Origin of the sequence: Psychrobacter sp. YP14 (assembly GCF_003209315.1) — a bacterium.
Taxonomy (GTDB): domain Bacteria; phylum Pseudomonadota; class Gammaproteobacteria; order Pseudomonadales; family Moraxellaceae; genus Psychrobacter; species Psychrobacter raelei.
Genome location: NZ_CP029789.1, coordinates 1,065,602 through 1,091,958, shown reverse-complemented (window position 1 = coordinate 1,091,958; position 26,357 = coordinate 1,065,602). Strand labels below are relative to the sequence as shown.

The 26,357-nt window shown below is 44.8% G+C and carries 18 protein-coding genes; 13 read left to right on the top strand and 5 right to left on the bottom strand.

Translation table 11 applies throughout. From position 1 onward, the window contains the following. Window positions 1-11 precede the first annotated feature (11 nt). Window positions 12-1,196, bottom strand: a complete 1,185-nt coding sequence (gene prmB, locus DLE54_RS04685) for a 50S ribosomal protein L3 N(5)-glutamine methyltransferase (RefSeq protein WP_110816419.1) — start codon at window positions 1,194-1,196, stop codon at window positions 12-14. 446 nt (window positions 1,197-1,642) lie between these two features. Here prmB and DLE54_RS04680 point away from each other — a divergent pair, with 446 nt between their 5' ends. From DLE54_RS04680 to DLE54_RS04665, 4 genes are all read left to right on the top strand, one after another. Continuing rightward, entirely contained in the window at window positions 1,643-2,941 is a 1,299-nt protein-coding gene (locus DLE54_RS04680) for a L,D-transpeptidase family protein (RefSeq protein WP_011960197.1), read from the top strand. Window positions 2,942-3,006: 65 nt separating this feature from the next. Beyond that, window positions 3,007-3,648, top strand: coding sequence for a 2-polyprenyl-3-methyl-6-methoxy-1,4-benzoquinone monooxygenase (gene coq7 / locus DLE54_RS04675; protein WP_011960196.1), 642 nt, complete (start codon window positions 3,007-3,009; stop codon window positions 3,646-3,648). Window positions 3,649-3,800: 152 nt separating this feature from the next. After that, window positions 3,801-4,721 (top strand): tetratricopeptide repeat protein, encoded by a 921-nt coding sequence (locus DLE54_RS04670; RefSeq protein ID WP_110816418.1) that lies wholly within the window; start codon window positions 3,801-3,803, stop codon window positions 4,719-4,721. Between the two features lie 278 nt (window positions 4,722-4,999). After that, window positions 5,000-7,519, top strand: a complete 2,520-nt coding sequence (locus tag DLE54_RS04665; protein WP_227535534.1) for an esterase/lipase family protein — start codon at window positions 5,000-5,002, stop codon at window positions 7,517-7,519. A gap of 63 nt (window positions 7,520-7,582) precedes the next feature. On the opposite strand, the gene DLE54_RS04660 is transcribed toward DLE54_RS04665, so the two are convergent. Both DLE54_RS04660 and lpxB read right to left on the bottom strand, forming a co-directional pair. Beyond that, window positions 7,583-8,494 (bottom strand): ribonuclease HII, encoded by a 912-nt coding sequence (locus tag DLE54_RS04660; RefSeq protein WP_227535532.1) that lies wholly within the window; start codon window positions 8,492-8,494, stop codon window positions 7,583-7,585. Between the two features lie 37 nt (window positions 8,495-8,531). After that, window positions 8,532-9,839 (bottom strand): lipid-A-disaccharide synthase, encoded by a 1,308-nt coding sequence (lpxB, locus tag DLE54_RS04655; RefSeq protein ID WP_110816416.1) that lies wholly within the window; start codon window positions 9,837-9,839, stop codon window positions 8,532-8,534. Window positions 9,840-10,246: 407 nt separating this feature from the next. On the opposite strand from lpxB, the gene DLE54_RS04650 reads away from it, so the two are divergent. Beyond that, window positions 10,247-11,332, top strand: a complete 1,086-nt coding sequence (locus tag DLE54_RS04650; RefSeq protein ID WP_110816415.1) for a 3-deoxy-7-phosphoheptulonate synthase — start codon at window positions 10,247-10,249, stop codon at window positions 11,330-11,332. 97 nt (window positions 11,333-11,429) lie between these two features. Here the strand turns inward: DLE54_RS04650 and pepN are convergent, their stop codons facing one another. Further along, the gene (gene pepN / locus DLE54_RS04645) at window positions 11,430-14,021 is read right to left on the bottom strand and encodes an aminopeptidase N (protein ID WP_110816414.1); all 2,592 of its coding nucleotides are present in this window, start codon (window positions 14,019-14,021) and stop codon (window positions 11,430-11,432) included. A 214-nt stretch (window positions 14,022-14,235) separates the two neighbouring features. Here pepN and DLE54_RS04640 point away from each other — a divergent pair, with 214 nt between their 5' ends. The 3 genes from DLE54_RS04640 to DLE54_RS04630 all read left to right on the top strand — a co-directional run bounded on the left by DLE54_RS04640 (window position 14,236) and on the right by DLE54_RS04630 (window position 16,856). Next, window positions 14,236-14,859 carry a DUF6231 family protein gene (locus DLE54_RS04640; protein ID WP_110816413.1) on the top strand — a complete coding sequence of 208 codons (624 nt, stop codon included), beginning with the start codon at window positions 14,236-14,238 and terminating at the stop codon, window positions 14,857-14,859. Between the two features lie 380 nt (window positions 14,860-15,239). Further along, the gene (gene pal, locus DLE54_RS04635) at window positions 15,240-15,752 is read left to right on the top strand and encodes a peptidoglycan-associated lipoprotein Pal (protein WP_110816412.1); all 513 of its coding nucleotides are present in this window, start codon (window positions 15,240-15,242) and stop codon (window positions 15,750-15,752) included. A 243-nt stretch (window positions 15,753-15,995) separates the two neighbouring features. Continuing rightward, the gene (locus DLE54_RS04630; RefSeq protein WP_110816411.1) at window positions 15,996-16,856 is read left to right on the top strand and encodes a 4'-phosphopantetheinyl transferase family protein; all 861 of its coding nucleotides are present in this window, start codon (window positions 15,996-15,998) and stop codon (window positions 16,854-16,856) included. An 89-nt stretch (window positions 16,857-16,945) separates the two neighbouring features. On the opposite strand, the gene DLE54_RS04625 is transcribed toward DLE54_RS04630, so the two are convergent. Beyond that, a complete protein-coding gene (locus DLE54_RS04625) occupies window positions 16,946-17,800 on the bottom strand; it encodes a hypothetical protein (RefSeq protein ID WP_110816410.1) in 855 nt (284 codons plus the stop codon). Window positions 17,801-18,494: 694 nt separating this feature from the next. Here DLE54_RS04625 and ahcY point away from each other — a divergent pair. The 5 genes from ahcY to DLE54_RS04600 all read left to right on the top strand — a co-directional run bounded on the left by ahcY (window position 18,495) and on the right by DLE54_RS04600 (window position 26,335). Beyond that, window positions 18,495-19,916, top strand: a complete 1,422-nt coding sequence (gene ahcY, locus DLE54_RS04620; protein ID WP_110816409.1) for an adenosylhomocysteinase — start codon at window positions 18,495-18,497, stop codon at window positions 19,914-19,916. A gap of 138 nt (window positions 19,917-20,054) precedes the next feature. Then, complete coding sequence (locus DLE54_RS04615; protein ID WP_110816408.1) at window positions 20,055-20,918, top strand: methylenetetrahydrofolate reductase; 864 nt, start codon at window positions 20,055-20,057, stop codon at window positions 20,916-20,918. A 4-nt stretch (window positions 20,919-20,922) separates the two neighbouring features. Continuing rightward, a complete protein-coding gene (locus DLE54_RS04610; RefSeq protein ID WP_110816407.1) occupies window positions 20,923-21,825 on the top strand; it encodes a 16S rRNA (uracil(1498)-N(3))-methyltransferase in 903 nt (300 codons plus the stop codon). Between the two features lie 648 nt (window positions 21,826-22,473). Further along, entirely contained in the window at window positions 22,474-24,267 is a 1,794-nt protein-coding gene (locus DLE54_RS04605) for an acyl-CoA dehydrogenase C-terminal domain-containing protein (protein WP_110816406.1), read from the top strand. A gap of 283 nt (window positions 24,268-24,550) precedes the next feature. Then, entirely contained in the window at window positions 24,551-26,335 is a 1,785-nt protein-coding gene (locus DLE54_RS04600) for an acyl-CoA dehydrogenase C-terminal domain-containing protein (protein ID WP_110817303.1), read from the top strand. Window positions 26,336-26,357 lie beyond the last annotated feature (22 nt).

Genomic DNA, 26,357 nt, shown 5'->3' with positions numbered 1-26,357 from the left:
GCTTAAATCAATTATGAATTTAGCTGAGCCACTTGAGCCTCAAACAGATGACGATAAGTGATTAATTCCTCACGGTCAATGGCAAAAACACCACTACCGCCGCGAGCAAAGCTCAACCAGTTAAACTGAATCTCTGGGTAGGCTTGGCGCAGCGCCCAATCACTATCCCCCACTTCACACACTAACAGGCCTTCAGGAGACAGATAATCGGCTGCCTCATTTAATATTTTGTGCACCAAATCCAGCCCATCTTGACCAGCCGCTAACGCATGCTCAGGCTCGTGGATGAACTCAGGGGGCAGCTCAGCCATGGCGGCAGCATCGACATAAGGGGGATTGGTTACGATAAGCTCATACTGATTTTCGGCAGGAATCTTCTCAAACAAGTCAGACTCAATAAGATTAAGCTGATGCTCCATACCATGGTGCTCAACGTTCACTGCGGCTACCTCAAGCGCTGAATTATCAATATCAGCGGCATCCACTAGCGCATCTCTAAAGCGGCTAGCCAGCGCAATCGCAATACAGCCAGAGCCGGTACACAAATCTAAGATACGCTCAGGTTGATACAGCTGCTTGTTCTCTAAGCCATGCAGATAAAATGACGGCAAGTCAGGGGTAGAATCAGCCCCAAGCGGCTGAGCCATTTCGTTGGTTTCAAAATAAGGATAAAACTGCTGGCGAATCAGCTCAGCTATTGGTGATCTTGGGATAAGCACACGCTCATCGACATAAAAAGGTAAGTCACAAAAATAAGCTAGGTTGACCAAGTAGCTTAGCGGCTGACGATTTATAATACGAGATTGCAACAAGGCCAATACCTCCGCTTTTTCAGAGGCAGTAAGACGGCAATCTAAAATCTGCTCATCGGCAGACCAATCTAACGATAAAGTGTGCAATACAATTGCCGCCGCTTCAGCAAACACATCATTGGTACCTTGGGCCACAACCACATCATAGTTACGCAGCTGAGTGACACAAAAACGAATAAAGTCACGGATGGTATAAAGCGCAATCACTGCCTCATCACAGTCAGCGATTAAGGTGTCAAATTGACCATCTAGCGCCAATGTATCCTCTTCTAGATCACCACTGTTTGCGCCTTGAATCTGGGCCAATAAAGCTTCGGCATCTAAGTTGCTTAAATCCAAGGCCTGGCTCTGTACATTGTCTTGCTGAGTATTATCTATTGACATAATTATTTGATTACCCACGGTTATTTAATTACCCACGTAGCTTGTCGTTAAACTGCTCAGTTTCCAACTCTCATTAGTCAAGGGCTATTTTCATTAGTCAAGGGCTATTTTGAGTTTTCAGCGATCAGCTTAAAGCGCTAAGTTAAAAGATTTGAATGAAAAAATCGGACTGATAAAACATTCTATATGAAATCGTTCAAAAATTTCAGTTTTGTTTGCATACCTGTCCAGCAATTTTGCTCTATTATAACCAACATTGCTCTGATAATCTGATAAAAGGGGCTCTGCTGCTCTATAATCTAAGACGGGTTCACCCAATTAGCTTATAGCTGTCCGCTTAACTCGCACAATTGTTACTGTTACTTTAGAATTTGTGGTAAACATTTGCCAGTTACCCTTTTTCATCGCATAATAGCAGCACCTCTTTATTAATTGTGAATACCTGTATGACTATGTCTTTAAAACCAACTCCCCGCAGCACGTTTTTTGCGCCAAAATCTTTGGTAACTGCGGTTACTGCCGCGTTAATGGCACTAAGCAGCAGCGCGATGGCGGTGCAAACCCAGCCTAAGCCTGTCGACAAACTACAACAGCTTATTAATACCTCTGAGAGCAACCAAAAAGCGGCTGCCGCCAAATCTATGGCGAATGCTCAAAGTACGGCAATGCCAGACCCTGATCTAGACAGCGACGACGCAGAAGATAAAGCAGTACAAGCACAAGTTAACAGCGAAATCGCTGAACAAGTCTCAGAGGATGAAAGTGACGGTGAAGCCGTAGAGCTTGCTGCACCGAACAAAGATGACAGCTCGATTAAGAGCATCGAAAATAAAGATGGTAAAATCTACAAAACCACGAACCTATCTAATTATGCACGGGCAGTGAACGAAGCGGTATGGACCCCTAACATGCGCAAAAACACGGCGATGTCGGTCAAAATGCAAGCATTATTAGACTGGAACCATGCCTCACCCGGTCCGATCGATGGTGGCTGGGGTATGAACAGTACGAAGGCATTGGCCAACTTCCAGACCATGCGCGGCCTGCCAAGTACAGGCAAAATGGATACCGCCACTTGGAACGAGTTGACAAAAAAAATCAATCCAAAACAGCCGGTATTGGTGCAATACACCTTGACCAAGGAAGACGCTAATACACCTTTAGCGCCAACGCCTTCAGGCTCTGAAGCCAAATCAAAAATGAAAGGTTTGTACTACCAAGATATCAAAGAGATGCTTGGTGAGCGCTTCCATATGGACGTACGTTATCTTGAAAAATTAAACAAGGGCAAGCGCTTTGTTGAAGGTGAAACCATTACTGTCATTAACGTGGGTGACCCGTTAAAAGCTAAGATTAACCGCGTGATTGCCAACAAAGCTGACAAGACCCTTTATGCCTATAATGGCAATCAATTGGTCGCCACTTATCCCACCACTGTGGGCAGCACCAGCACCCCTTCACCGACTGGTACCTTTAAAATTGTTAACAAGGTGAAAATGCCTTGGTATAAATCAACTGTGAAAAATGGTGATAAAAAACAAGTGTTTATGTTGCCGCCAGGACCCAATAACCCAGTAGGCGTGGTCTGGATGGGGTTATCAAAACCCTCTTATGGTATCCACGGTTCTCCCGTACCTGAAGGCATCAGTCGCCAAGCTTCAGCAGGCTGTGTGCGTCTGACCAACTGGGACGTATTAGAGGTGTATGCCAACATCGAAAATGGCGCTAGTGTAGAGCTTAAATAAGCTAGATAGATGGGGTGATATTCACCGCCTATCTTATTGATAACTAACAGGATACAGAGGGCTTTATGGCAAAAAACTTGAGTATTATCGACCGTGCTATTGTGGGATTTGACAGCAGTCTGCGCGCCATTATTCCACACTCAAATCAAACCGCCCGCCCGCTTCCTGTTAGCTCTGATGCCCTGCCCCAACTGTCTATCACTGAGTCTCGCCATGTGGCGGGACTTATGCGCATCAACCATACCGGCGAAGTATGTGCCCAAGGTCTATACCATGGCCAAGCCTTTACTGCAAAAGATGATTTGGTCAAACAAGCCATGCAGCACTCCGCTGATGAAGAGATTGATCATTTGGTCTGGTGCGAGACCCGCTTAGATGAGCTGGGCAGTCACCCCAGCGTCTTTACGCCCGTTTGGTATGGCCTGTCTTTTGGCCTAGGCGCCATTGCCGGCATCATATCAGATGAGTTTAGCCTAGGCTTCGTGGCCGAAACAGAAGCACAGGTCAGTGAGCATCTGCAAGACCATATTGATCAGTTGCCGGAGCAAGACACCCGCAGCAAAGAGATTTTAGCCCAAATGAATATTGAAGAGCTTGAGCACCGTGAGGCGGCATTAAATCATGGCGGCAAGGCGTTATCAGCGCCGGTTCGTATTTCCATGCGCTGGATGGCCAACCGCATGAAAAATCTAGCCTATCATTTATAAGCCGCTAAGCTTTAACTACGGTTACATCTGCTCACTTTAATGGCGCATAAAAAATTGTTATGGTTATGGGCTAAACGTCTCTTTTATGCAGCCTAATTAAGCTGTACCCCTTTCATTTCATTGAGTTTTATCATAAAAACAAGGACCTAATAATGACTAAGCAGGTATCTACAAAACTTCTTTCGAGTGTGATTTTACTTGGACTGGCTGCAACAGGCTGTCAAGCACTACCTACCTCTAGCAGCAACGCCGCCACCAACACCCCGGCCGCTACTATGGATACCAATGGCGATACCACACCTATGGATGCCGCGGCAGCAGCCGAACAGAGCTCAGAGACAGTACATCGTGTCAAATATAGTGCCAGTGAACTGCAAAACGATCCCCTACTAAGTGCCACTGACATTACCAAAACTCGCTTAGCAGGTATTCCTACCCCAACTGTTAATGTCTCTGCGGTCAGCTACGTACCTACAGTGCTTATTCCTAAGTTACGCAACAACCAAGCTGATCAATTAGATGTCAGTTTACTAGATGATTTTATTGCAGAAATCAGCCCCAGTGCACGTCACTATCCGCCAACATTTAAAACCAACTCAGACCGCTACTATGCCAAAGAGAAGCTAAAAGAGCTTGAGCAGTGGATCCGTCCTTTTGCCGAAGACCAAGATGCCTCTTATGAAGTACTGCTAAGAGCGGCCAAATTAAATGGTATGGGTCGTAACCTAGATCTCGGCTCAGACTACGCAGTGCGCGGCAGTACTTTTATTGCCAAAGCGATTGACAGACAGCCAGAGAGCGCTGAAGCCAACTTTATTTATGGCATGATGCTATCAGAGGGTGGCGGCTTTAAAGAGGGTAAAAAATACCTAATGAAAGCAGCTTCTCAAAGCTACAAGGAAGCTGAGCAAAGCTTGGCGCAAGCTGACTTATTAAATGACAACCGCCCTGCGGCACTTTCTCGTTTAAAGACCCTGCAGCAAAAACATCCTGATGATGCCACCATTGCCAAACAAATTCAGATTGTTGAAGATGGCAAATACTACATCTGGGACTTATCAGGTAAGCAATAAGCGGTACTAAATTTTTTAATCATTAAGCAATAAAGCCACGTTATGTGGCTTTATTTTTAGCTGTCATTTTACCCACCTGATAATAAGTTAAACTCAGTCATTAACAGTACTTGACTCAGACCCTATCTGCCTACAAGATAGAAGTGTTTTTTTTATGCACTTATCTTTTAGCTAATTTTTTGCAACATGGTTAACCGATTGGCTTTGGCCATTTACTGTTAATCCTCCTTATCTGTTTTTAATTTTTATCCTCACCCTTACCGCTGATGGCTTTTTTTATGCAAAAAAAATTTATTGTGGCACGATTAACTCTAAACTTAGCCTTAACCGCCGGTCTATTGACAGCAGTAGGATGTAGCACCGTATCTGTTGACAAAAAAAACTCCAGTCAGACCATTGTAAAAAAGCGCAGTAATGTGGTCACCACAAATGCTTTAAGCAGTAAGAGCGCTTCGGTCTTGGTATCTATAGGTGTGCCGGCTAGAGAATGCTTACCAAAGTTTGATGAGTGTCTACAAAAGATTGATGCCGGCTTATTCAACAAAGACTCTAAAGAAGCCCTAGCGCTATATGCTGAGCTATACCTGGCCAAAGCCAAAGAGATTTCGGCATTAGAGGACTGTGTTGAGAAGATTTTACGACCACCTATTGATACTTATTATGCCAATGCACCAAATACCCCTGAGCAAGAACAACAAAGAATAAGCTACTTAAGACAGTGCAATACTGACTATCGCAATAACTTATTAAGCGCGATAAAGTACAGCTATGCCTATTTATTCTATAATCAGCTAAATCCTGAAGCCGCTAATACTGCTAACATGGCGGTAAAACCCAATAACCTACCCTCCAATTTAGACATTCAAACTCAAGATGTCTATGAGGCGGCCTCAGACGCCCTTATAAAACAGCTGTATTCCAACAAAGACCACAGCCAGCAAATCGCTAAAATGACGTCTTTTATTAACTCTGATCTAATTGATGATGCTAAATTGTCTATGAATACGGGTGCTCAATATGCCAATGGCATTAAATATGGCGATCAAATTAAAGTCTTAAACTTCACCTTCCCGCCCATTGAGCAAGACCTTAATACCGATACTGACAATCAGGATTTGAAGCGCACACAACAGACAGATTCAACCAAACAGCTCAGTAAAGACTTAAATTCAGTAGAGACCTCTATCGACTTATATCTGCCTAATGAGCCTGAGTATTTACAAAACACCACCCGCTATAACAAAAGCATAGATAAATTGTATGCCAGCCATGACCTAAGCTTTTCGGGGCTAAACACCATCAGTGAGCGCGAAGGCTTTGGGATTAGCTATGTCACTTTATTTGATGATCGCTTAAACACATCAGTGACCAATCTGATTAAGTCTGATAACAAAACCTTAAACTCTGAGGATCCATTAGACCGCATCCATTTAACCGGCAATCTTTTGTTAACCGGTATGATTTTACCCGCCGGCAATACCTTAGATGAGGTGTTAAATAGTCAACATTTTGATATAAAGATGTATAACCCACATCATGTCAAAAGTGTGGATATCTTGGGGGAGCCGTATTATCTGGCGGCCAACTTCTCAGCAAGCTACGGTATCTGGCTATCAGAGAACCGCCTAAACAACGTTGGCTACTTTAGCCTGTTATCTAAACAGCAAACCCTAACGTTACCGCAGCTGTTCATGTTAGAGCCTTATGACCCCAATAAGCGGGTAATTATCATGTTGCATGGTCTGGCCTCAAGCCCTGAAACTTGGGTCAGTATCACCAACGATATCTCAAATGACACCAAGCTACGCGACAATTATCAAGTATGGCAGATATTTTATCCCACCAATATCCCTATCTTGGAGAATCGCTATCGTATTCAACAGCTGATTGAGACTACCTATCATATGAATGACCCAGAAGGGGTTCATCCTGCTAGCCATAATAGTGTGCTTATAGGTCACAGCATGGGCGGGGTTATTGGCCGCATGTTGGTCTCTAATGAAAATCTGGAAGAAAAATTTAATACGCTAAATACCCAGCAAAACAATCTGCGTTTAAACAAACTATTAGAGGATCAATTCGATAAATCAAAGGTTAAAAACAGACTACATTTACACCAATTAAAAAGCGTGGATACGGCGGTATTTATTTCTGCACCCTTTAGAGGGACTGACTTCGCTGATCGCTGGTTTACTCAGCTACTGCGCCGTGTGGTTCAGTTGCCTATTGGTTTTGCTCAAACCATTCGTGGCAACCTTGCCAGCATTGCTACTGAAGGGGAATTGGCGGCCAATCCTTTAGGCGCCTTATACTTTGAAAATGGGGCCAGTCAGTTAAGTGATAAGTCCTCATTTATGCAGCTCACCGCTGACTTACCTATTGCCGACAATATCACTTATCATTCGATTATTGCCAATAGAGACTCAGACTTGTATAACGGCTTATTAAAGCTCAATATCGCCTCAACGCCAACCACATCCTTATCAAATAACGATGAGGCTCAAGCGCTTAAGGCCGGTGTGAACCTCAACGAAATGGAGGCCAACAAAGCGTCCTTAGATCCTGACAAGGCCAAAGCACTAGAGGATATAAAGAGCAATATCTCGCAGACGCTATCCACGGCTTCCTCTGATGGCATCGTGCCTTATAGCAGCTCGCATTTAGAAGGGGCCGCCAGCGAGACCATTATTAGCGGAGGTCATAGTATCCAAGAGACCCCAGAGGCGGTGCTCACCTTACGTAAGATATTGCATCAGCATTTACGCCAGCATCCGCCGCAGCAGCGACAGCAAAATTAGCCACAACTGTAGCTGACTCATTGTTACCAGCGGTGCACCGAAACCTGCTCTACCTTAAGCGTATCAGCTATAGTGTGTGTCCGCTAATGTGCCCTCAATAGCCTGTTGTACCGGCTTAAAGCTACGTCTGTGCTCAGGCAATACACCTAAGCGAGCAATGGCTTCAACATGCGCTTTCGTAGGATAGCCTTTATGCCCCTCTAAGCCATAGCCTGGATATCGAGCCCCATCTGCAATGAGCTGTCTGTCTCGGTACACTTTGGCTAAGACACTGGCCGCGGCAATGGCATTATGTCGTGCATCGCCTTTGACCCAAGCTTCAGCGCAGAATTTGACCATGCCTGCTGGCTGTGTGACCGTCATATCTGCTAAGCAAATACCATGAGTTGCCAATCGCGCCTCATCCAAATCAGGTACTTTATTGCCATCAATCAGCAATTTAAACCCGAGTGGCGTTGAGGGTGCAGTCGGCAATTCAGATGCATCACGCCACACTTTGGTAATCTCAATCATCAGCTGCTCACAAGCTACGCGCATCCCTAGTATAGTGGCTTGCAGGATATTAATCTCATCAATGACGCCAGCAGGCACTTCTACGATCAGATAAGTCAAAGCGTGCTGCTTTACCGGTTCAAATAGCTTTTCTCGCTTACGCTCAGTCAGTTTTTTGGAATCGGTCAATATCGCAAGCGGTGTGTCTTGTAGTAAGCCTACCTCCGTCTCCCCAGACCAAGCTTTTGGCAATATCGCTGCTGCCACTACCACACTACCGTATAAAGGGCCACGACCGACCTCATCTACCCCTATTTCAAACTCAAACCCACCAGATTGACTCTGATTGTCTGGGCTAAATAACGCCTTGGTATTTATCCGCCCGCTTAAATGAAGCGGTGATGATAAAGGCAGCTCTAAGTTGGCTTGGGCCGTACCTGTGCTTTGCGAGGAAGAATAAATACTTTGTTCAATTACCATCATAACCACAACATCTTTTTATGAATTAATTTTTTGTCCGCTACGATAATGGCTGACCATTTAACCGCTGATTTTGATAATCATGCCAGGTGTTGATGACTGCCGACACTGGGGTTTGACTGCTTTGTTGCTTCAGCCAAGCGGTGGTCTGTGCTAAGCGATTAAGCTGCTCATCATAGACTCTGGTACGCATCAGGCGGGTTACTGCACGGCAAATACTGTCTCCTGTCGCTTGATCCTGAATAAGCTCAGGCACAATTTGCTCACCGGCCAAAATATTGGGCAGGGACACATAAGGCACCTTGACCAAACGACTGGCAATGGCATAGGTGAGTTTTTTCATTTGATACACCACCACCATCGGACGGTTAAGCAGCATAGCCTCTAAGGTAGCCGTACCAGAAGCCAGCACAATCATGTCGCACATAGCCATGATAGACTGACTAAAATCAGCCTTAGTCTGACTTTCATCATAGGCCACAGCCACTGCTGCCCGTAGCGACTCATCTTGACGATCGATTAAATCTTGTACGATATATTGATGGTTTTTATCGACGGTCGGTATCACAAAGCATAAGTGCTCATCGACCATTAATAAGCGGGCCACAGCATCTAACATTAACGGCAAAATGGCATTAATCTCAGAGCGCCGAGAGCCTGGCATCAGGCAAATCATAAGACTGATGTCCTCTTTACGCTCAGCAAAAAAGCTGTGCAGCTCAGAGTTATTCCACACCAACTCTCGGCGCTGCTCAAGTGTCGAAATCTCCACCAGCTCTCTGGGCAGATTATGCAGCAGCGGATGACCCACACAGATGGCCGGATGATTGTGACGCTGATATACCTCAAGCTCAAAAGGAAATAGACACAGCACCAAATGCGTGGCTTGCTTGATGGACTCAATACGAGACTCACGCCAAGCCCAAATTGAGGGGCTGACGTATTGCACACAAAATATACCTTTGGGCTTGAGCTTTTTGGCCACACGTAGGTTAAAATCTGGCGCATCAATACCAATAAACCAATCAATATTGGCGTGAGCAAATGCCTGAACCAACTCTTTACGCGCTTTGAGCAAATCAGGCAGCTGTGACAACACCTCCACCAGGCCCATCACCGCCAAGCGCTCTAATGGAAAAAGCGACTGCAGACCTTGCGCCTTCATTTTTGGTCCGCCCACACCTACCCAGACTACATTGTCATATAGGTTATTCATCTGCGCCATAAAATCTGCGCCCAAGCTGTCTCCTGAAGCCTCACCAGCCACAATACCAATCACCAGAGGCTTACTTAGTGATGCGTCAAAAGAGGATGTTGAGAGGGGCTGACTTGCAGCACTTGCTAGCATGGCAAACTCTACTTTTTTATCAAATGGACCTAGAAATAATCAGGGACAAACCCAGCAGCGCCCCTGTGTAAATATAGGCACCAGTATAACAAATTTTTGTCTTACCTATTCCTCATATAAAGCAATTAGCCACGCTTAGCACTTGTCAATCTTGAATTAACCCCCCATAATAAAGTTAAGACGATAAATAGGTGTTGCCTTAATTTGTGATAAATATCCACAGCTTACTGCCCATCTGAGCTTTGTGCTACAGTAAGACGTTAGAGCAAACTTATTTATTCCAATTAAGCCCTTTGATTTATATTTGTTAAGTCATATTTCACATTCAAACCGTTATTCTTGTAACGTTATACCAATAATTAATTTAGCAACTATTTTAACAATACTCTAAACTAGGCAAACCGATTATGACCACAACATCGACTACCCACACAGCAGACATTGACGACGTGAATATTGAACAGTTTATCCCGCTAATTACACCCGCCAGTCTTAAAGCTGAGTATCCTTTATCAGAAGCCGCCTATAACACTGTACTTACCGGCCGTACCACCATCCAAAATATCCTTGATGGTACTGACAAACGCCTGTTAGTTGTTGTGGGTCCCTGCTCTATTCATGATGTCAAAGCGGCTCATGAGTATGCAGATAAGCTGGTGAAGCTGGCCGATGAGTTAAAAGACAGCATCTATATTGTGATGCGTGTTTATTTTGAAAAACCGCGCACCACTGTGGGCTGGAAAGGCCTAATTAATGACCCTGACATGAATGACAGCTTTGATATCGAAAAAGGTCTGCGTATGGCACGCAAGCTGTTATTAGACTTAAATGAAAAAGGGCTACCTTGTGCCACAGAAGCGTTAGACCCCAACACCCCGCAGTATATGCAAGACTTAATCAGTTGGTCGGCCATTGGTGCGCGCACCACAGAGAGTCAAACTCACCGTGAAATGAGCTCAGGCTTATCATGTCCTGTGGGTTTCAAAAACGGTACCGATGGCGGTATGACAGTCGCGGTCAATGCCATGAACGCTGTAAAATCTGGTCACAACTTCTTAGGCCTATCCAGCGATGGCCAAGTATGTATCATTAAGTCAAAAGGTAACCCTTACGCGCACGTGGTACTGCGCGGCGGTAATGGCAAACCTAACTATGACCAGTCCTCGGTTGAACAGGCTGAGAACGAGCTTGAAAAAGGCAATGCTATGGTCAAGATTATGATTGACTCAAGCCATGCCAATTCAGGTAAAGACCCATACTTACAACCCATGGTTATCCAAAACGTGGCTGAGCAAATCAAAAATGGTAATAAATCGATTATGGGCCTGATGATTGAAAGTCACTTAAAAGGTGGTAATCAAAAGCTCACCAGCGACCCAAGTCAGCTTGAATACGGTAAGTCTATCACTGATGGCTGCTTGGACTGGGACAGTACGGTTGCCTCTTTACGCAACCTGCGTAACACCATTAAAGAGGTCCTACCTTCACGCTAACAGCAGACTAAGATTAAAAAAAACGCCTAACTTGATGTTAGGCGTTTTTATTTGCAGATAACGATAAATGACACATAACAGCGTGTATGATGCTGCTCTAGCCGGCCTTAAGTAAGGTCTGCAAACTTTCGGTGACATTCTTAGATTTGATCTGGCTGCTAAGCTGCTGTAGCTGCTGCTTGGCTTGCTCACGCATCGGCTCAGCGAGGGTGTACCAACGCGATAAAGCTTGTAATAGACGAGAAGCCAATACTGGGTTTGTCTCATCAAGCTTTCTAACGACAGAGATATATAGCTGCACCCCTTGCGGCGTCCATAGCTTGGTCGGCTGAGCGGCAAAGCTACCTACCACAGCACGAATTCTATTGGGCGTACCCCAGTCAAAGTCCTTACGCTCAATCAAGGCGGCAACTTCTGCCACACTGGCATTGTCATCACTGGCCTGTACGCTAAACCACAAGTCCATCACCAAGGCTTCTTGATTAAAACGCTGATAAAAGTCGGCTAACATCTCAGCTTTATCAGGGTGCTGGTGATTGACCATCGCACTTAGGGCACCCAAGCGTTCGGTCATACAGCGTGCATTATCATACTGAGCTTTTGCCCAGTCATGGGCCTCATCTATACCTGCGGTAAGTGCCATATCCAGCACCACATTACGTAGTGCCCGTTGGCCACGCGCCTCTGGCGTATCTTGGTACTGCGTAATAGGCAGCTGCTCATAAATCTGTGTCCACTGCGCCTTCAGAATATCAGCCAATTGCTGCTTTAAGCCTTGCCATTTTTGTTTCATTTGCTCAGGCTTATAGTTGGTATTGACCGCGGTGGCAAGCTCACGCTCAGCAGGAATATCCAAAATTCTTGCCGCCAGCATGGCATCAGTCTGAGCCAAGCTTAAAAAGGCCTTTTTCACCGCCTCCAGATAAATCGCAGGGTCTTTTTGATTCAATAAAATCTGATTGACCAATGCCTGAGCACTTTGCCACTGGTTAAAGCCATTGGTTTCATGGGCCAACAAGAAGGCCAAATCCTCGTCACTGTGCTCAAAGCGCATTTGTACCGGTGCACTAAAGTCACGCAGTAATGATAAGACAGGCTCAGTGCCATCCACCGTAGCTAGGTTGTCAAACACAAACTGCTGGCTGTCCTCATCGAGCATCAAGAGACGCTCTGCAATGATGGCGCCCGTGCGTTTATCAAACACCGCAGCGTTGATAGGAATCGGCAAAGCTTTTGGGGCGTCGTACCCCTCTACTTGACGAGTCTTCTGCGAGAGGCTAACGGTCAGCTTGCCCAGTTGGGTCTGCTCATCGTATTGATAATTTTGATGGCCACTCACCTCAGGAGTGCCGGGCTGGGTGTACCAGTCGATAAAGTGCTCAACCGATTTACCTTGTGCGCTTAACGCCGATAGCCAGTCCTCAACAGTCACTGCTTGACCATCATAACGCTCAAAGTAAGTATCTGTACCCTGACGGTATTTTTCACCTAAGGTATTGGCCAACATACGCACCACTTCAGCGCCTTTTTCGTACACAGTTGACGTATAAAAATTATTAATCTCAACAAAGCTGCTCGGACGAGGCGGATGCGCCAGTGGGCCTGCATCTTCACTGAACTGATGGGCACGCAACATAGACACATCATCGATACGCTGCACTGCTGGCGACTGATGATCTGCTGAGAATGACTGATCGCGAAAGACGGTCAAGCCCTCTTTTAAACACAATTGGAACCAATCTCGGCAAGTGACTCGGTTGCCGGTCCAGTTATGGAAATACTCATGCGCAATAATCGATTTCACGCTAAAACTGCGCGCATCTGTGGTCGTCTCAGGACTCGACAGCACACAAGAGGTGTTAAAGATGTTTAGACCTTTATTCTCCATCGCGCCCATATTGAACTGACTCACCGCAACAATCATATAGCGGTCTAAATCATACGCTCGGCCGTAGTTTTCTTCATCCCACTGCATAGAGTCTTTTAATGCCTGCATCGCCACATGACATTTATCGATATCATGTGCTTTGGCATAAATCTCAAGCTTGACTTCACGGTCTTCGATGGTGGTATAGCGGTCTTCTAATACTGCTAAGTCAGCAAACACACAGGCAAATAAATAGCTTGGCTTTTTGCTGGTATCATGCCAAACGGCATAGTGACGCGAGCTGTCCTCTGCCACCTCACCTGACTCAATTAAGTCGCCGTTAGCCAGTAAGGTGGGGAACTTTTTGTCCGCCTCCAATCGAGTGGTAAATACCGACAGCACATCAGGGCGGTCAGGGTAATAAGTAATTTTGCGAAATCCTTCAGGCTCACACTGAGTCACGAACATCACATCATCGCCCTCGCCGGCAATATACAAGCCTTCAAGCTCGGTGTTTTTTTGTGGTTGATGACGAACGCTTATCTTAACCACAGCGGTATCCGGCGCATTGGCAATCACCAGTTGGGTATCATCTAACTGATACTCTGATGGCTGCAATGGCTGATCATTAATACTAATGGCCGTTAAGCTCATATTTTGACCAAATAAAACCAAATCACCTTGGTGTTGGCGACTCATATTCAGCACACTGTCTACAGTGGCATGATCCTCAAACAGCTTAATATTTAAGTGTACAGAATCCACAGCGAAGCTTGGCGGGGTATAGTCTTTGAGATAAATCTTGTTGACACTACTACTCATAAGGTTCTCTTTTTTTTAATTGCAATGATCAAGAGGCAGGGATTGTTGACTGTTCAATGCGATGTAATCGGTCATTGAATACTTAGCAAGCCACAGTTAAGCGTTGCATTTATAGCCATAAGGCTTATATTGTAACACTCAGCATATTTTCAAGCTTATTGTAATAGACTGCGGCCACCCTCCCCAAGTTTTTAAAAGGTTTTAAAGAGTTTTTATGATGTCAGCCCCAACTTCCCAGCTCGAAGCTTTGACCCAGCATATCGCTCAAATCATTACCCATTTAGTTGAGCAGCAGAGCGTCGATAGTGATAACGCCTCAAACAAACCCGCAGCTGGTTTTGAGCTTTTATTAATCAGCACCACTGATCATACCAAGTCTGTGGCTAAAGCACTTGAGACAGGATTTAAAGATAAGCTTGGTTTGGCTATTACCACCCATAGTCCCCAAGACTTTATACAAATTAACTTTAATAAGCGCTATGATTTGGGCTGTTTTATTGAGGGGAGTTTAATTGACAATCAGCCATTGCAGCCATTAACCCCTCTAGACACCGATACCCTAAAACTCATCGCCACTCGATTAAGAGATTTGTTTGCTGAACAAAGCTTGCTGTTTTTGGCCGTCAGCGGCCACTGTGGTGGGCCGGATAAATCTGATGGTGTTACTGATAAGTTTAGCCTTAATGATTTAGGCTATACCTTACTGCCTATCACTGAGTCCGATGACTGTTATAGCCACTGCTGGCAATTTAATTTGTATGATTACAAACGCCAGCCGGATTGGCTAAATGCCAGATTCTGGGCCAACCCAGAAAACTTTGACAAATACCGCTGGTAAAGCAGGCCTAATACGGATAATGAGAAGAATTGCGTAGCGAATCATCCCGCACTGCTATAAAATGCTTGTTATCTTTATTAAACTTTGTCACTATTCTAATCTGTCTAATATCACTTTACAGTAAGACTACTTACATAAAATAACATCTTCTGTGAAATGTGCTATATTTGCAATAACGAAATATAGGCTTATTCAAGCTACCAAACACTCATAAATCATGACTTAACGGCAGTGATGCCATTGCCAGTACCTATGAGTATGTGAAAAAATGAGTATTTAAAAATTAGGTGTGCAACGATTTAATAACTAACGCAATGAGTGGCCTTAAATCATAGCAGGCTATGTTTAGTGCCCCATTTTGAGTAATCTGAGGAAAAAATATGTATTCAACGCTTAAAATTTCAGCCATTAGCCTAGTGTCTGCCGCCCTATTGGTTACCACCGGCTGTGCCAGCAAGTCTAACACTTCAGAGTTCGTGGTAGCGCCTATGGCTGTACCTGGTAACGCTGCTTATCAAACTGGGCCACTGGTCACCAACTCGGAACAAGTCCAAGCCGATGCTCAAAACTTGCGTAGCGTCGTACGCTTTGCTTTTGACAGCTACGACATTGATGCAGAAGCGGCCAATATCTTAGATGAGCAAGTCGCTTTCTTATCAAGCCATCCAGATGCCAGAGTATTGGTCGCAGGCCATACCGATGAGCGCGGCAGTAGCGAATACAACCACGCTTTGGGTGAGCGCCGTGCACAAGCCGTTAGAAGCTACTTAGCTTCAAAAGGCATTATGGATGCACGCGTTGAAACCATCAGTTACGGCGAAGATCGTCCTGTGGCTGCAGGCTCTGATGAAGCCTCTTACAGCCAAAACCGCCGTGCTGAGCTGTCTTACTAAGCTAAGAACCCCGCTAGTCACTGTCACTTATTCAGTTAGCAGCCTAGCCGGTAACCAGTAAGTAAGTAAATAAATGACCAAATAACTAAGTAACCAAATAAACAACTAAGCAAGTCACTTAGCCGTTACAGTGGTCAATAAACATAAACCCAGCTTTTGCTGGGTTTATGTTTATTGACAGCTACAGAACTTCGTATCCGCTATCCCACCTTTTTTATAAATAAGATAAGACAGTTTAAATTAATGCCATCTAATACCTTTTATGACAAACCGAGCTTAGCCTTATATGACACACAATTTTGGGGCATTAATCCCCAAGGCCAGCCTTGCGCAGTCGATGATAAAAAAGCCTGTGTCTGGATAGCCAGCTCTTTTTTTGATGCGACACTCTCAAGCGCCTCTTATAACCATCTATCAAAGCCCTCTGAAAAGATCACCTTACATACGCTACAAAAACAGGCGGTGCGTCAGCTGTTTAATAAGCTACTTAACCAATTGCCTATTGCTAATGAATGTGTCAATAACAAGATAGATAGGCAAACTACCGCTACTTGCAACTTAGATATCATAAATAACCGTGGTGCTATCCCTCCTCAAACCGCCTTAAATACAAAGCTCAGCTTAGATGAGTCACGCTATCCTTATCGGCTGCAGCCTTTAGGCCATACCGTAAGCTTTTCTCATTCTCAAAATACGGTGGCTTGTGCACTAAGTACTGTAGGGGCTATCGGCATAGATATCGAACAAAACCCCATACCCACCAAGATTAGTCAAAGATTTTTTTCACACGATGAGCAAAGCTGGCTGCAGCAGTTACCGATCACTGAGCAGCAGCAAGCGCTAAATCTATTATGGATGCTAAAAGAGGCTCACGGCAAATACCAAGTGGCGGCCAGTGCCACAACCGCAAATCTCATGCACGCTTTAGGCGTTGACTTATTATTGCCAGCTCAAGCTTTAATAGATATGGCACGTCAGCCCAACGCCTTGTCTCTAGCAAGTGTTCACCACGCCAGTAACAACTCTATCGAGTCTAGCCGGCAATACCTATATCATCCAAGACATGCTTGGGCGGTGGTATATGATATGGGTTCGGTCTCATAACGTTAATAAATTAAAGGCTTTAATAAATAACAAGCATAAAAAAACGACCCCGAGAGGTCGTTTTTTTATCGCCATAAGATAAGCAATTATTAGAAGCGGTAAGTTACACCAGCTTTAACGATTGGGTACCAGATGTTGTCATCTTCGATTTCTTTCTTAGCGGCTTCTTCTAACGCTACATCACCAGCACTAGATTTAACGTCAGCTTTCATTTTACCCATGTAAGCTGCGCCTAGCTCGCCGAATAGACCCCAGTTTTGGTTGATATTTGGACGGTAGCCAACAGTTAAGTATGGAGCAAGTTTGTTTTTGTTTTCAATTTTAACATCAACAGTTTCACCATTATTGATGGTGAACGATTCACCATCAATTTTAACTCGTGCGCTATCACCAGTAGGAGTTAAAGAAGCTTTAATTTTATTATCAGGAACTAAGATACCAGTACCCACTGTGAAGTTAGTAGCCCATGGACGTAAGTTTACACCGATGTATGGGTTGCTAGCGTCGATATCATATCTCATATCGCCTTCGAAGTTACCCCAACCGTCGCCTAATACTTTACCCCAGTTGATCCAAGAATCGCTAGCGTCTAAGTCTTTAGTACCGTCGTCGTTGTAACCGTTCCAACCTGCAGTTAGTTCAGTAGTTTCGTTTAGACCCCAAGCGATGTTAGCACCGTAACCTAAAGTACCAATCTCAGCACTTACAGCAGCTGGATGAACTGCAGTGTTGAATAAAGTTTTGCCAGTACCTACTAAAGCGCCTGTCGTGTTAGCGATAACACCAGCGTTTTGGTCATACTGATAACCAACTGGTTGCGCATCAGTAACTACTACGACGTCGTTACCAGCTTGAGTGTTGTCAACAACAACCGTGTTAGCAGCCATAGCTACTGATGAACCTAGTACTGCAGCAGTGATTGCTGTTAATTTAAAAAGTTTCATAACATCTCCAAAGTATAAACTTAAATGAACCGTAAATTAAGAGGCCACAATCTAAAAAGCAACTTAAGCCATCATCTATATTGGATCTGTGCAAATTCAAATATCAAATTCAAATATCAAATTTAAATACAATGCACAGTTCTATATAAATCACTTAAGTTGCTCGTCCATGAGACACCCTATTGAGGTTTTCGTATCAATATGCGCCTATTAAACACTTTTTTACAATTAAAGTCATCCCCCAAAAGTTACCTTTTAATAGGGATTCTGTAATTTTTACTTAAAGTTTGTAAGTGAACCTACTTATCTTGACGCCTAATTGGATGCTCTTTATTGAAAATAAATCACGCTCAAGGCACATCATTAATGCTAACACAGCAGATGACTTTGAGCCTCATTTCCATTACAATAGGCAGCTGCCGAGAGGTGTTGCGTCGGTTCAGCAAAATCAAGCAATATAGTATAGCATGTATTTTATTGTTGGTTAAGCTTTACTGTCAGGCTCGGTTAGCCCTTATTAAATAGCGTTACAAAAATAGATTGAATTGATAAACCAGTACTCTGCTGCTGACCCTGCGTTCGCAATAGATTAAGCTGATTTTACTAAATTCATACGCTTTGGTTGCTATTGGCAAACAACGACACCTGCGTTTTCTTCCCCTTAATTTTTTTATTTTCTACCAAGGAGCTCGAGATGGACGCAGTGTCTAACGTCGATTCAAAAACCAATTTAGAAAACTTCCACGACTATAAAGTCGCCGATATCAGCCTAGCCGATTACGGCCGCCTTGAGATTGCTTTAGCTGAAGCTGAAATGCCAGCCTTAATGGGCCTACGCAAGCGCTACAGCGAAGCACAGCCTCTAGCAGGTGCCAAGATTCTTGGTTGTATTCATATGACCATCCAAACCGCCGTACTGATCGAAACTTTAGTCGCTCTAGGTGCTGAAGTACGCTGGACATCATGTAACATCTTCTCAACTCAAGACCATGCAGCAGCGGCTATTGCGGCCAGCGGCGTACCGGTATTCGCTTGGAAAGGCGAAACTGAAGAAGAGTATGAGTGGTGCTTACGTCAACAATTATTTGTCGGCGGTGAAGACAGCGGCCAGCTTTGGGATGCCAACTTAATCTTAGATGATGGCGGTGACCTAACAGCGCTGATTCACAATGATTACCCACAAATGCTTGAGACCATCAATGGTATCTCAGAAGAGACCACCACTGGGGTACATCGCCTAATCGATATGCTTAATAAAGGCACTCTAAAAGTACCTGCCATTAACGTAAACGATGCGGTTACTAAGTCTAAAAACGACAACAAATATGGTTGCCGTCATAGCTTAAACGATGCCATCAAACGTGCCACTGATATGTTACTTGCCGGCCGTCGTGCTCTGGTTATCGGCTATGGCGATGTGGGTAAAGGCTCAGCGCAAAGCTTACGTCAAGAAGGCATGATTGTACGTGTCTCAGAAGTAGACCCTATCTGTGCTATGCAGGCCTGTATGGACGGCTATGAGTTAGTATCTCCCTATATTGATGGTAAAAATACTGATTCAGCAGAAGGCATCAATACTCGCCTATTACAAGATACCGACCTTATTGTCACCACGACAGGTAACTACCATGTGTGTGATAAGCACATGCTTGCTGCTCTAAAATCAGGCGCTGTGGTCTGTAATATCGGTCATTTCGACACTGAAATTGACACTCAGTTCATGCGTGATACTTGGAACTGGGTAGAAATCAAACCACAAGTTCACCAAGTGTATCGCTCAGAAGATCAAAGCGATTACCTCATCTTATTGGCAGAAGGCCGCCTAGTAAACCTAGGTAACGCCACCGGTCACCCATCACGTGTCATGGATGGCTCATTTGCCAACCAAGTCTTGGCTCAAATGTACTTACACCAAGAAAAATTCTCTGAGCTACCCGCTGATGAGCGTGCTAAGGGTCTATACGTAAAAGTATTACCAAAAAAACTTGATGAGGAAGTAGCCGCCGCTATGGTAGCTGGCTTCAATGGCGTTATGACCCAACTAACCCCAGAGCAAGCAGAGTATCTAGGTGTGCCGGTTGAAGGTCCATTTAAAGCTGATGACTATAAGTACTAACCTTAAACCTTTTTAGTATTTAGCGTTAGACAATAGACGGGTTACATTAAGGGCTGAGAAATGAATAATTTCTCAGCCTCTTATTAAGGCCCTCTTTATTTTATTAAGGCGCTGTATATTTTTTATCAAGGACAGGACATGAATAAGCCAAGATTCTCGTTTGAGTTTTTCCCCACCAAGACCAGTGAGGGCGTAGAAAAGCTCTGCCAAACTTTTGATGCTTTAAATGAATTGGCGCCCAGTTACTTTTCAGTCACCTATGGTGCTGGCGGTACCACGCGTAACCGTACCTTAGGTATCGTAGAGACGCTACAAAATCGCGCCAACACGCCTATTGCCCCGCATATCTCCTGTATTGGTGATGACAAAGTACAGATCTCAGAGTTATTAGACTTCTATAAATCCATCGGCATCAACCGTATGGTTGCGCTACGCGGTGATTTGCCTTCTGGCCAAGTGGGCATGGGTGAGCTGCCTTTTGCAGTAGACTTAGTGCGTCATATCCGTGAGCACAGTGCTGACCATTTTCATATTGAAGTTGCCGCTTATCCCGAAATGCATCCTCAAGCCAAAAGCTTCGACTTTGACATTCAAAACTTGGTGAATAAATTCAATGCAGGCGCAAACTCAGCCATTACTCAGTTTTTTTATAACGCTGAGAGCTATTTATACCTACGTGATGCGCTAGAAAAGCGCGGCGTAGATACTGACAAACACAACCTTGTGGCCGGCATCATGCCCATCATTAACGCCAGCAGTCTGATTCGCTTTGCTGACAGCTGCGGCGCTGATATCCCTCGCTATATTCGTAAGCAATTGGCTGACTATGGCGATGACCGCAAGGCCATTCGTGAATTTGGCTTTGAGGTGGTACACCGCTTATGCGAAACCTTAATCTCTGAAGGCGTACCTGCCCTTCATTTTTATAGTATGAACCGAGTGGAACCCAATAAGCGTCTCGTTGAATCTTTAGGGCTATCTTCTGTCAGCACACAGGCTTAATCAAATGCGTCGTTTTTTTTACAACTCAAGCTTGCACCATACCGCATCTATTGAGGCCTTGCATCAACGGCCGTTAGGCGACTCACTACGCTTAACCGATGACATTTATCACCATTGGTGCCGAGTGCTACGTGCCAAAGTTGGTGAGCAAAGCTGGATATTTGACGGGCTTGGTGGTCAAAGCTTGGTTGAGCTTGAAAGCATTGATAAAAAATCAGCCACGGTCAAGATTATCCATCAAGATACTGCTGAAAATACTTGCAACTATCATAGCACCATAGCCTTGGTCATGAGCCGTGGGGATAGAATGGATTATGCCATTCAAAAAGCCACTGAACTTGGGGCGACCACCATTCAGCTACTGACCAGCCAGCATGGCGAAGTACGCCTCAAAGCCAATCAGGTGGACAAAAAACTCAGTCACTGGCAGCAAGTGGCATTATCCGCCAGTGAGCAGTGCCGGCTCAATCGCCCCACCTTAATCCTGTCTCCACTGAGTATTGAGCAGTGGCTTCAAGGTGAGATGGGTGCGGTACATCACATGGTGCAGCACTTATATGACGCAGACTATTATCAGTCGTATTTACAGCAGCCTATCCTACCTTTGGTATTGGCGGTGCCCAGTCAACAAGAACAACAAACCCTAGATATTAACGCTCAAATAACCGATCACTTTGCCTCGGCTAACATAAAGGGCACTAACCCTGACTCTACGGCAGCCTACCTCCCCCGCTTTGACATTCTCATTGGCGCAGAAGGCGGCTTATCTGAGGCTGAATATCAATTGGCACGCAATACCGGCTACTTGCCGTGGCAGCTGGGCAACCGTGTCCTACGCACCGAGACTGCTCCTGTGGTGGCACTGGCCACGTTGATGTACATCAGTACCAACGCCGCCCAGAACTAACTTGCAGAGCTAAATTCCAAAGCTAAATTCCAGAGCTAAATTTAAGTGACTTGCTGTCGCTTCGACAATAGTGGCCTATTTATCACAGCTCTATTGGTTTTCTTTGTCACTTCTGCTCAGTCTTACTGCTCATTATCGCGCCTTATCCCTATCCTGACACTTCTATATTTCATTGCTGCATTTGGCCTCGCCGCTTAATAAGACGGGGTCAAAACAGGTGCTCACCCCTGTTTTTATATACAGAATTTACTGTTTTTTTGGATGTAAAAACCATTCGATGGCTAATTCAATATATTTTTTGTGACCCATAAGTCTGTGCAACTGCTTGTAAAATAACGGCTTAGCATCTATCTTTTACCTGAAAAGTTTTTATCAGTGATAGCAATAGCCATAGCTTATATTTAGCAGTTATAGTCTTTACTTATAATTTTGTCTCTGCCTATCTGTGGCTTGCTGACATTGATAGTTAACAAATTATATAGCTTGTACCCCAAATCATTTTTTATTGATATACCTACCCGGTCTTCAACTGTACTTATTTAAGTGCCCGCTGGTCAGATAAGCCAAAGCGTTAGTGCAAACAATATGATTTGTTCAGTCTAAACCTCTAGGTTTTCAACCAAACTATTATCATTTAAGGATAGCCTCATGCAATATAAAGCCCCTCTTCGTGACATGCAGTTTGTTTTACATGAGCTTTTAGACAGCACTGCACATTACCAAAGCTTAGCGCCATATCAAGAGGTAGAACGTGACATTATCGACAGCTATATTGAAGCTGCTGCCAGCTTTGCTGAAAACGAAATTGCCCCTTTAAACCGCAGCGGTGACGAAGAAGGCTGTACGTTTAATAATGGTGAAGTAACCACACCAAAAGGCTTTAAAGAAGCGTATAAACAATACTGTGAGCTAGGCTTTGCAGCGCTTGCTGCTGAAGAAGAGTTTGGCGGTCAAGGCATGCCGTTCTCCTTAGGTACTGTGGTTAACGAAATCATGGGCTCAGCCAACTGGTCATTCTCAATGTATCCTGGCCTATCTCATGGCGCGATTGCCACACTTGAGCACCACGGTACGGATGAGCAAAAAGCCATTTACTTAGAAAAAATGGTCACCGGTGAATGGTCAGGCACCATGTGTCTCACCGAAGCGCATGCCGGCTCCGACTTAGGTATTATCCGTACAAAAGCAGAACCTAAAGGCGATGGTACTTATGCCATTACCGGTCAAAAAATCTTCATCTCAGCCGGTGAACATGATATGACTGATAACATCATTCATATTGTATTGGCCCGTTTACCAGGCGCCCCTGAAGGCACCAAAGGTATCTCACTATTTATCGTACCAAAAGTGAACGTTAACGCTGACGGTAGCTTAGCGGAGCGCAACCAAGTCACTTGTGGCTCAATTGAACACAAAATGGGTATCAAAGCTTCTGCCACCTGTGTGATGAACTTCGATGGTGCAACCGGTTACTTAATTGGCCCAGAAAACCGTGGCCTAAACTGTATGTTTACCTTTATGAACGTGGCGCGTATCGGTACCGCCGTTCAAGGTCTGACTGCATCAGAAGTGGCGTTCCAAGGCTCGCTAGAATATGCCAAAGAGCGTCTGGCCATGCGTTCACTATCTGGTGCTAAAGCGCCAGAGAAAGTAGCCGATCCTATTATCGTGCATCCGGCTGTTCGCAACATGCTATTGACCGAAAAAGCCTTCGCTGAAGGTGGACGCGCCTTAGTTTATTATTTGGCCATGTTTGCTGATACTGTGGCCAAAGGCACAGGCGAAGAGCAGCAGTACGCGGATCAAATGCTGTCTTTATTGACGCCAATTGCCAAAGCATTCTTAACAGAAACTGGCTATGAAGCTGCCAACCATGGCGTTCAAGTATATGGTGGTCATGGCTTTATCCGTGAATGGGGTATGGAGCAAAACGTACGTGACACCCGTATCGCATGCTTATATGAAGGCACCACTGAAATCCAATCTTTAGACCTATTGGGCCGTAAAGTATTGGGCTCACAAGGTAAGATGCTGGCCAACTTTACCAAAGTTATTCATAAATTCTGTCAAGAACATCAAGACAATGAAGCGATGGCTGAATTCATTGCCCCTCTTGAAAAGCTAAATACTGAGTGGGCTGAATTAACGGCTCGTATCGGTGAGCAAGCGACCAAAAACCCAGATTCAGTAGGTGCCGCTGCCGTAGACTACATGTACTTCAGTGGCTATGTGACCCTAGCTTACTTATGGGCACGTATGGTTGCTGTGTCTCAAAAAGCATTGGCTGATGGCACCACAGAAACCGGTTTTTATGATGCGAAAATCAAAACCGCTCACTTCTACTACAGCAAGTTATTACCACGCACTCGCACTTACGTAGCCCGTATCGAGTCAGGCGCTGAGCCTTACATGAGCATGGATGTGGATCAGTTTGTTTTTTAATAAACTGCTTCTATGATTAGGTACTCATAGCCGCTATATAGCTAGGCCAATAAGTGCTACTCTTGAGACAGTAGCACTTATTTTGCCCGCCCTATCGGTATCAGCCTATGTACTGCTCTCTGTACTACAACATCAGCGACTCTTGAAAGTCGGTCTGTTAAAGCTGACTGTACAAAAATTTGTATCTAAAAAATTTGTATCTATAAGTGACCAAACCGTATTCAAGCTTTGTTATAAGCTAAACTTAGCTCAGTACAATTCTAAAAATATTAAAGGACTTTTTATGGCTATTTATAATCCCCCCTTAGATGAAATGCGTTTTATGCTAAACGACGTTTTTGACGTTGAAAAGTTTTGGCAAGCGAACGAAAACCTAGCTCACGTTGATATGGACACGGTCAACATGGTGCTAGAGGAGATGGCTAAGCTGTCTAAAAACGTATTGCTCCCTTTAAACCGTACTGGTGACGAAGAAGGTGCTACTTATCAAGGTGATGGCGTGGTTACCACACCTGCCGGCTTCAAAGATGCTTTTAAGCAGTATGCAGAAGCCGGCTGGATTGGTCTGGGCGGTGACCCTGAATACGGCGGTCAAGGCTTCCCTAAAATGGTAACCATGTTAACCGAAGAGATGGTTTTTACCACCAACCAAGCTTTCGCTCTTTATCCTAACTTATCTGTTGGTGCAACCCTTTGCCTATTAGCATCAGCTTCTGAAGAACAAAAGCAAACCTACCTTGAAAAAATGTACTCAGGCCAATGGGCCGGCACCATGTGCTTAACTGAGCCGCATGCTGGTACTGACTTGGGCATCATCAAGACCAAAGCTACCCCTAATGAGGATGGCAGCTATGCTATCTCTGGTACCAAAATCTTCATTACAGGCGGTGAGCATGACCTTACTGAGAACATCATCCACTTAGTATTGGCCAAAACCCCCAATGCCCCAGAAGGGTCTAAAGGCATCTCTTTATTCGTCGTGCCTAAATTCATTGTGAATGCAGATGGTAGCTTGGGTGAGCGTAACGCATTGGCCGCAGGCTCTATCGAACACAAAATGGGTATCAAAGGCTCAGCCACTTGTGTGATGAACTTTGATGGCGCTAAAGGCTGGATGGTTGGTGAAGAAAACACAGGCCTTGCCTCTATGTTCGTTATGATGAACTATGAGCGTGTCACCATGGGTCTTCAAGGCCTAGGTGGTACTGAGCTTGCCTACCAAAATGCAGCAGCTTATGCTCTAGATCGTGGCCAAGGCCGTAGTGACACTCAAATCCAAAGCCCTGAGAAGCCTGCTGATGCTATTATTCACCATGCAGATGTCCGCCGTATGCTATTAAACGCGCGTGCAAACGCTGAAGCATCACGCTGCTTTGCGATGTATGTGGCTAAGCAATTAGATGAATCTAAATTCAGTGTTGATGCTGATAACGCCCAAGCTGCTGCTGCTCGCGTTGCCCTGCTCACCCCTATTGCTAAAGCATTCTTAACGGATAAAGCATTCGAAGCGGCAGTAGACAGCCAGCAAGTATTCGGCGGTCATGGTTATATCCGCGAATGGGGTATGGAGCAAATCGTTCGTGACACGCGCATCTCTCAAATCTATGAAGGCGCAAACGGCATTCAGGCCCTAGACTTATTAGGCCGTAAAATTGCCCGTAACAATGGCAAATACCTAGAGAACTTCTTGGCTGAAATCCGTGACTTCGTTGCTAATATGAAAGCCGATCACGAAATCAAGCAAGCAACGTTAGATGCAGCAGACACCATTGAGGAGCTAACCAAAACCGTTCTGACTAATATTAGCACCCGTAAGAGTGAAATCAATGGTTGTGCGGTAGACTACCTACACGCAATGGGCTACCTATGCTATGCGTTTATGTTCTCAATGATGGTAGAAGCAGCACACGACAAAGAAGGTGAGTTCTATGCGAACAAGCTAAAACTAGCAACCTACTTCGTCGGCCGTATCCTACCACGTATCCATGCTCATGCTGAGATGGTTAAAACAGGCAGCGATCCTATCATGGACTTTGACTTAGACTATTTTGAACAAAATATTAGCTAATTATTTAATACAGCTTTAATTT

What these genes read in the sequence shown, in the direction of transcription:
- coq7 (WP_011960196.1), top strand. Translation starts at nt 3,007, where the DNA reads ATGGCAAAAAACTTGAGTATTATCGACCGTGCTATTGTGGGATTTGAC.
- DLE54_RS04650 (WP_110816415.1), top strand. Translation starts at nt 10,247, where the DNA reads ATGACCACAACATCGACTACCCACACAGCAGACATTGACGACGTGAAT.
- DLE54_RS04600 (WP_110817303.1), top strand. Translation starts at nt 24,551, where the DNA reads ATGGCTATTTATAATCCCCCCTTAGATGAAATGCGTTTTATGCTAAAC.
- pal (WP_110816412.1), top strand. Translation starts at nt 15,240, where the DNA reads ATGTATTCAACGCTTAAAATTTCAGCCATTAGCCTAGTGTCTGCCGCC.
- DLE54_RS04630 (WP_110816411.1), top strand. Translation starts at nt 15,996, where the DNA reads ATGCCATCTAATACCTTTTATGACAAACCGAGCTTAGCCTTATATGAC.
- DLE54_RS04680 (WP_011960197.1), top strand. Translation starts at nt 1,643, where the DNA reads ATGACTATGTCTTTAAAACCAACTCCCCGCAGCACGTTTTTTGCGCCA.
- ahcY (WP_110816409.1), top strand. Translation starts at nt 18,495, where the DNA reads ATGGACGCAGTGTCTAACGTCGATTCAAAAACCAATTTAGAAAACTTC.
- DLE54_RS04670 (WP_110816418.1), top strand. Translation starts at nt 3,801, where the DNA reads ATGACTAAGCAGGTATCTACAAAACTTCTTTCGAGTGTGATTTTACTT.
- DLE54_RS04615 (WP_110816408.1), top strand. Translation starts at nt 20,055, where the DNA reads ATGAATAAGCCAAGATTCTCGTTTGAGTTTTTCCCCACCAAGACCAGT.
- DLE54_RS04625 (WP_110816410.1), bottom strand. Translation starts at nt 17,800, where the DNA reads ATGAAACTTTTTAAATTAACAGCAATCACTGCTGCAGTACTAGGTTCA.
- lpxB (WP_110816416.1), bottom strand. Translation starts at nt 9,839, where the DNA reads ATGCTAGCAAGTGCTGCAAGTCAGCCCCTCTCAACATCCTCTTTTGAC.
- DLE54_RS04665 (WP_227535534.1), top strand. Translation starts at nt 5,000, where the DNA reads ATGCAAAAAAAATTTATTGTGGCACGATTAACTCTAAACTTAGCCTTA.
- DLE54_RS04640 (WP_110816413.1), top strand. Translation starts at nt 14,236, where the DNA reads ATGATGTCAGCCCCAACTTCCCAGCTCGAAGCTTTGACCCAGCATATC.
- DLE54_RS04660 (WP_227535532.1), bottom strand. Translation starts at nt 8,494, where the DNA reads ATGATGGTAATTGAACAAAGTATTTATTCTTCCTCGCAAAGCACAGGT.
- pepN (WP_110816414.1), bottom strand. Translation starts at nt 14,021, where the DNA reads ATGAGTAGTAGTGTCAACAAGATTTATCTCAAAGACTATACCCCGCCA.
- DLE54_RS04610 (WP_110816407.1), top strand. Translation starts at nt 20,923, where the DNA reads ATGCGTCGTTTTTTTTACAACTCAAGCTTGCACCATACCGCATCTATT.
- DLE54_RS04605 (WP_110816406.1), top strand. Translation starts at nt 22,474, where the DNA reads ATGCAATATAAAGCCCCTCTTCGTGACATGCAGTTTGTTTTACATGAG.
- prmB (WP_110816419.1), bottom strand. Translation starts at nt 1,196, where the DNA reads ATGTCAATAGATAATACTCAGCAAGACAATGTACAGAGCCAGGCCTTG.